Genomic DNA, 6431 nt, shown 5'->3' with positions numbered 1-6431 from the left:
CTAATGGTGGACTGAGTCCCATGATGTACGAACTGAGAAATTAACCCCCGTGTCTACTTTACGGGGGTCATATCAACCCAGGACCCAGGACCCAGGACCTAGGACCCAGAACCGCTTTTCCTTCCCCCCCATTACCCGCTAAAATACCTTTCAGATTAAACCTTATTCGTAACCCTATTTATATCAAAGGTATGGCTATGACAGCGCCCCAGAATGACACTACCCATGTAGACAGCGATCAGCTTACCGAGATTGCCATTGCCTATTACCAAGATGGGGCGACCCAGGAAGAAATCTCCAAGATGTTCGGGATGTCTCGGGCCAAAGTCGGTCGCTTGCTCCGCCGGGCAAGGGATGAAGGGGTGGTGGAAATCACCGTGAAATACCACCCTGTGTTCAGTGAGAAGTTGGAGCAGCAGCTGGTCGAGCGCTTTAACTTGAAGCGTGCCTTAATTGCCTTGGATCAGCCTGATGACGAGAGCCAGCGCCAGCAGGTTGCCAGCTTAGTGTCGAGCTACCTGTCATCGATCTTGACCGATGACATGGTAGTGACTGTTGGTCAGGGAAGAAATATTGCCTCGATCGCTAGCCATGTTGGTGTCGTTCCCCACCGTAACTGCCGATTTGTATCGGGTATTGGCGGCACCCACCGTTCGGGTAATGCCATCAATGCCGACCATGTTTGCCGTCTGCTCGCCAAGAAATATGATGGCATTAGTGAAACGCTTTATGCGCCAGCCTACGTCGAGGATATCAAGGTTAAAGAAGCCTTTATGAAGAACGGCACGGTCAAGGAGACTCTTGATCGCGCAAGGCGCGCAGATGTCGCTCTGGTGGGAGTGGGGGATATGAATGAAAACAGCCATATGGTTAAACTTGGTTGGTTTACGCCTCAGGAGATTGTCGAGGCGCGGATCCGAAAAGGTGTGGTTGGGGATATTGCGGGCTATGACTTTTTTGACAGCCAGGGTCGACGTGCCGATACCATGATGAGCGATCGGGTTATTGGACTTAGCATGGAAGAGCTCAGGCATATTCCAACAGTGGTTGTTACCGCTGCCGAGAACAGTAAAGCATTGGCATTGCTGGGCGCACTACGCTCCGGTGTGGTTGATGTGCTGGCGACCAGTGTGAGCAATGCCCTGACTATTTTGAACCTCGATCAGCAGATGAAGTAACGATCGGGAGTCGGATATTAGATCCAAAATGATCAAGCTGCCTACGGGCAGCTTTTTTGTTGCTTGCTATGCTCAAAAGTATGCGGATAAAAAAGTGACAAAAGGATCGGGTAGGCATGAGGTACTTTTTTGCCCTTCTGTTAGGGATTGCGATAGGGTTGCCTGCAGCGGCTAGCCCATGGGAAAAGGTAAAAGCGCCGTCAGAGGGCCAGTCTGAGTCGATTGGTACCTACAATAACGGTTGTTTGGCAGGGGCTGAGCCTTTGCCTTTGGAGGGGGAAGGTTATCAGGTGATGCGATCGCAGCGCGGGCGTTATTACGGCCACGAATCGATGATCCGTTTTCTCCATGATTTATCTAAAAGCGTCAACAAATTAGAATTAGGCCAGCTATTGGTTGGTGATATTGCAATGCCTCGGGGCGGACGATTCTCATCGGGCCATAAGAGCCATCAGACCGGACTCGATGCAGATATTTGGCTCAAATTGAGTGATGGCCCACTCAGTGAGGATGAGCTGATCGACGTTCAGCCCTTACCGATGGTCCACATCAAGCAATACAAGATTAACAAGAAAAACTGGGGCGACAAGCAGGCCCTGATGATCCAGTTAGCCGCTGCAGATGAGCGTGTTGCGAGGATCTTTGTCCATCCGGTAATTAAAGAGCAACTGTGCCAGCGGGAGTGGAAAGATAGAGATTGGCTCCAGAAAGTCAGGCCGTGGTGGGGGCATTACTACCATTTCCATGTCAGGTTACATTGCCCTGAAGGCGACAGTAGTTGTAAGCCACAAAAGGCACCGCCACCAGGCGATGGTTGTGGGGCGGAGCTAACATCTTGGAAACCGCAACCCAAGCCTAAAGCAAAGAAAGAAAAGGTCGCCAAGGTGAATAAAAAGCCTAAACAAAAACCGCTACCGCCAGCGCAGTGCATGTTGTTGTTGCGCACACCAGCCACAGGGTGATGCCACTGTAAGCCTAAAATGCAGATACAAAAAAGCGCCTTTCGGCGCTTTTCTTTTATGCCAATCCTTGAAGGGTGACAAACTTTTCGAACAGGGCTTCATCTGTTTCGACGTTGTCGGGATCGGTAATGATACAGTTGGTGATCGGACACACCGACTGGCACGTCGGCTTGTCGTAGTGTCCCTTACACTCGGTGCATTTGTCAGGGTCGATCTCGTAGATTTCGGCCCCCATGGTGATCGCCTCGTTCGGACACTCGGGATCACACATGTCGCAGTTAATGCACTTAGTGGTAATAAGCAGTGCCATGGTGATTACTTACCGTCTTTTGGTGCGTGTGGGTTACGGGTGTTCTCACCTGAGTTTAGATTACGCATCAGCAGGCCGTATTCCAGATCCATATCTTCCGGTACTGGGATAAATACGAAGTGGCCGTTACCCTTGGCGTCTGTCACTACTTCAGACTTGCGGTTTTCCATTGCTTCAAGGGTGAAGATAACGTTGCCCTGTGGTGTCATTAGCTCAAGGCTGTCACCAACAACAAACTTGTTCTTCACTTCAACTTCAGCCAGATCACCACGGCGTTTGCCGGTGAACTCACCGACGAACTGCTGGCTGTCAGAGATTGAGTAGCCGTAGTCGTAGTTCTGGTAAGCATCATGGGTGTGGCGGCGCAGGAAGCCTTCGGTGTAGCCACGGTGCGCTAGGCTCTCCAGAGTACCCATCAAGCTTTCGTCGAATGGCTTGCCAGCAACAGCGTCATCAATCGCTTTACGATAGACCTGTGCGGTACGGGCACAGTAGTAGAACGACTTGGTACGACCTTCGATTTTCAGCGAGTGAACGCCCATCTTGGTCAGACGGTCTACGTGCTGGATAGCACGAAGATCTTTCGAGTTCATGATGTAGGTGCCGTGTTCGTCTTCGAACGCTGCCATCTTCTCTTCTGGACGGTGCGCTTCGCTTAGCAGTACGACTTCATCGGTTGGCTTACCGCGGCCGATAGTGGTCTCAGGACGCTCGTCCTGTACTTCAATAGCTTGGGCATCGCTTGGGTTGAATTCTTCAACAATCTGACCTGCGTCGTTTTCAGTGCCTTTTTCCACTTTGTATTCCCAGCGGCAGGCATTGGTGCAGGTACCCTGGTTAGGGTCACGTTTGTTGATGTAGCCAGATAGCAGGCAGCGGCCAGAGTAAGCCATGCAAAGTGCACCGTGGACGAAAACTTCCAGCTCGGTCTCAGGGCAGTGCTCGCGGATCTCTTCGATTTCTTCTAGAGAAAGTTCACGAGAAACGATCACACGCTCAACGCCGTTTGCAGCCCAGAACTTCACGGTAGCCCAGTTCACGGCGTTCGCCTGAACGGATAGGTGGATCGGCATTTCAGGGAAGTTCTCGCGCACCATCATGATAAGACCTGGGTCAGACATGATCAGTGCATCCGGGCCCATTTCCACAACAGGCTTCAGATCGCGGATGAAGGTTTTCAGTTTAGAGTTATGTGGCTGAATGTTACATACCACGTAAAGCTTCTTGCCTTGGGCATGCGCTTCGTCGATACCGATTTTCAGGTTTTCGTGGTTGAACTCGTTGTTACGTACACGAAGGCTGTAACGTGGTTGGCCGGCGTACACAGCATCTGCACCGTAGGCAAACGCGTAGCGCATGTTTTTCAGGCTGCCCGCAGGCGATAACAATTCAGGTTTAAACATAGCTCTTATATTCCAGTGTCTGATTGCAAATCAGGCCGCATCGCAGGGGGATACGGAGTTGAGGCGGGATTTTACTGTGATCTACCCCTCAATAGCAATGTTATTGCCGAATTAGGCAAACTTTCGTCGCTGGTGAGTGTAAACGGCTGATAAGGCAGTTTTCATTATAGGGAGTAACAGTGGGTTTTGTTTGTAATGCGAGGGTGCCGATAGGGAGGAAAAGTGGCACCCAAAGCGAGGTGCCACAACAGATAAGGTTGCCGGTTAGGCTTTGGCTTCAAGGCCGCCGAGTACTTCGAACAGGTTCGGCAAGAAAGCAGAGAATTCGCCAGCCATCAGCGATAGGTCAGCATCGATACGCTGGGCCATCTCGTCGCGGTCGATATCGTCATTCTGTTCTTTTAGCTCATCAGAGAACTTCAGGCGCTTGATAGACAGATCGTCTGCCAGTACGAAATCGATACGGTCCTGCCAGTTGATAGATAGCTTGGTCACTAGCTTGTCGGCTTCGATGTGAGCCATGATTTCATCGCTGGATAGGTCCTGCTGCTTACAGCGGATCACGCCACCATCTTCCAAGATAGCTTTTAGCTCGGCCTCTTCGCCAATGGTGAAACCGTTAGGCGAAGTGTTTGAACGTACCCATTCGGTCATGGTCAGCTCGGCTGGTTTTTCTGGTGTTACCGGGATAACAGGCAGGCTGCCGATAGACTTGCGCAGCAGTGCCAGCAGATCTTCGGCTTTCTTGAAGCTGCCTGCATCAACCAGTACATAGCCTTCTTTTGGCATGATCAGAGCGTAGGTCTGGCTTTTGCGGCTGAAGGCTCGCGGTAGCAGGTCCATCACGATTTCATCTTTGATGGTGTCCTTTTCGCTTTTCTTCAGCTTACGGCCTTGCTCGGCTTCCTGGGCTTCAACTTTCTCGTTCAGTGTCTCTTTGATCACTGACGCTGGCAGCATTTTTTCTTCTTTGCGTGCACAAATCAGGATGTTGTCACCAATTACATGGGTAAACATGTCGCCGTGCTTACCCAGTGCATGGACCCAACCAAATTTCTGCTGATCTTGGCTGCCACACGGGGTAAAGCGGAACTCTTCAAGTTGCTTCTCAAGTTGATCAGGATTGAGGTCGATCTCGCGGCTGAAGCGATAGGTAAGTACGTTTTTAAACCACATCATGGCTGTTACAAATCCTTGGTTGTGCATTTGGCTGTCAATCTTATTGCATTGGTTAGCTTTTGTCTTAAGTTTTCGTGCTCTGCTGCTTGGGCAAAACATAAAGTGCGGTACAATCCAAACAAGTGTTTCCATAACGGCATATCGACCGCAATGAAGATCCTCCATACTTCCGATTGGCATCTGGGCCACCAGTTGCACGGCTATAACCGCGATTTCGAGCACCAGGCATTTCTTGACTGGCTAGCACAGACCCTTGAGCAAGAGCAGGTCGATGCCCTGCTGGTAGCGGGGGATATTTTTGATACCGCCAATCCGCCGGCCAGTGCCTGGCGGATGCTATATCGCTTCCTGGCAAGGATGGCGAAAAGTATGCCGGAGCTCAATGTAGTGATGATTGGTGGTAACCATGATTCGCCGAGCAAGCTTGATGCGCCGCACGAACTGCTAAGGGCGTTTGATTTGCATATCGTCGGTGGTATCCACCGCCAGGCCGATGGCGAGTTGGACACTGAGCGGATGTTGGTCCCGTTGACAAATAAAACCGGTGAGCCAACGGCATGGGTGTTGGCTGTCCCTTTCCTGCGCAGTGCTGATTTGCGTACCGAAGATCTCGATGAAGAAGACGATCGATTGATCAAAGGAGTTGAGACCCTTTACGGTGAGGTGACTGAGGCTGCGCGCCAGATCCAGACGCCGGATCAGGCCTTGATCGGCATGGGCCACGCCTACATGGCATCGGGCAAACTGTCGGAAATGTCAGAGCGCCGGGTACTCGGAGGTAACCAGCACGCGTTGCCAGCCTCTATTTTTGCCGATGATATGGCCTATGTGGCGCTAGGCCACCTGCACCTGGCCCAGCGTGTGGCAAAGAAAGAACAGGTTCGCTACAGCGGCTCCCCGCTGCCGCTGTCGATGTCCGAGCGTGGCTACAACCACCAGGTTGTCATGGTTGAACTAGATGGTGCCACACTTACCGGCATCGAATCGGTTACTGTGCCAAGGGCTGTTGATATGCTCAAGGTGCCATCATCACCGGGCCCGCTGGAGCAAGTGCTTGAAGAGCTCAAAGCGTTGGATGTCGATGAGCGTCCTCGGGAGCAGCAACCATTTTTGGAAGTGCATATCCAACTGGATAAACCACAAGCCCTGTTGCGTGAAAAAGTGCTCGAAGCGCTTGAAGGCAAGGCTGTAAGGTTGGCCAAAATCACCCCGCATTATCAGCAACAACAAGCTCAAAATGGTTTGGGTCAGCGTCGTCTGTCAGATGTCACGCCCCAGCAGGTCTTTAGCTTGAGCTGGAGCCAGAAATACCAAGGCGAGCCGGATGAAGCCATGGCTGCTGCTTTCGAGAGCCTGTTGATTGCCGTGGAAGACAGCGATGCTGTCGAGTCGTAAGCCA

At 51.6% G+C, this 6431-nt stretch carries 6 protein-coding genes; 3 read left to right on the top strand and 3 right to left on the bottom strand.

Annotation, left to right across the window (positions count from 1 at the left end; genetic code table 11):
* Positions 1-197 precede the first annotated feature (197 nt).
* Positions 198-1178: a sugar-binding transcriptional regulator gene (locus tag BIZ37_RS10920; RefSeq protein WP_187461528.1), complete on the top strand. Its 981-nt coding sequence runs from the start codon at positions 198-200 to the stop codon at positions 1176-1178.
* 116 nt (positions 1179-1294) lie between these two features.
* The gene (gene mepA, locus BIZ37_RS10915) at positions 1295-2140 is read left to right on the top strand and encodes a penicillin-insensitive murein endopeptidase (RefSeq protein ID WP_187461527.1); all 846 of its coding nucleotides are present in this window, start codon (positions 1295-1297) and stop codon (positions 2138-2140) included.
* A gap of 55 nt (positions 2141-2195) precedes the next feature.
* On the opposite strand, the gene BIZ37_RS10910 is transcribed toward mepA, so the two are convergent.
* The 3 genes from BIZ37_RS10910 to rdgC all read right to left on the bottom strand — a co-directional run bounded on the left by BIZ37_RS10910 (position 2196) and on the right by rdgC (position 5029).
* On the bottom strand, positions 2196-2450 hold the full coding sequence (locus tag BIZ37_RS10910) for a YfhL family 4Fe-4S dicluster ferredoxin (protein WP_107301069.1): 255 nt from the start codon (positions 2448-2450) through the stop codon (positions 2196-2198).
* Positions 2451-2455: 5 nt separating this feature from the next.
* Positions 2456-3853, bottom strand: a complete 1398-nt coding sequence (yegQ, locus tag BIZ37_RS10905; protein WP_107301070.1) for a tRNA 5-hydroxyuridine modification protein YegQ — start codon at positions 3851-3853, stop codon at positions 2456-2458.
* A 264-nt stretch (positions 3854-4117) separates the two neighbouring features.
* A complete protein-coding gene (gene rdgC / locus BIZ37_RS10900) occupies positions 4118-5029 on the bottom strand; it encodes a recombination-associated protein RdgC (RefSeq protein ID WP_187461530.1) in 912 nt (303 codons plus the stop codon).
* Between the two features lie 153 nt (positions 5030-5182).
* On the opposite strand from rdgC, the gene BIZ37_RS10895 reads away from it, so the two are divergent.
* Entirely contained in the window at positions 5183-6427 is a 1245-nt protein-coding gene (locus BIZ37_RS10895) for an exonuclease SbcCD subunit D C-terminal domain-containing protein (protein WP_187461526.1), read from the top strand.
* The last annotated feature ends 4 nt before the right edge of the window (positions 6428-6431 follow it).

The sequence above is a fragment of the Photobacterium sp. BZF1 genome (assembly GCF_014349205.1).
Taxonomy (GTDB): Bacteria; Pseudomonadota; Gammaproteobacteria; order Enterobacterales; family Vibrionaceae; genus Photobacterium.
The sequence above is the reverse complement of the archived record's forward strand: the minus strand, read 5'-3'. Positions and strand labels throughout refer to the sequence as shown.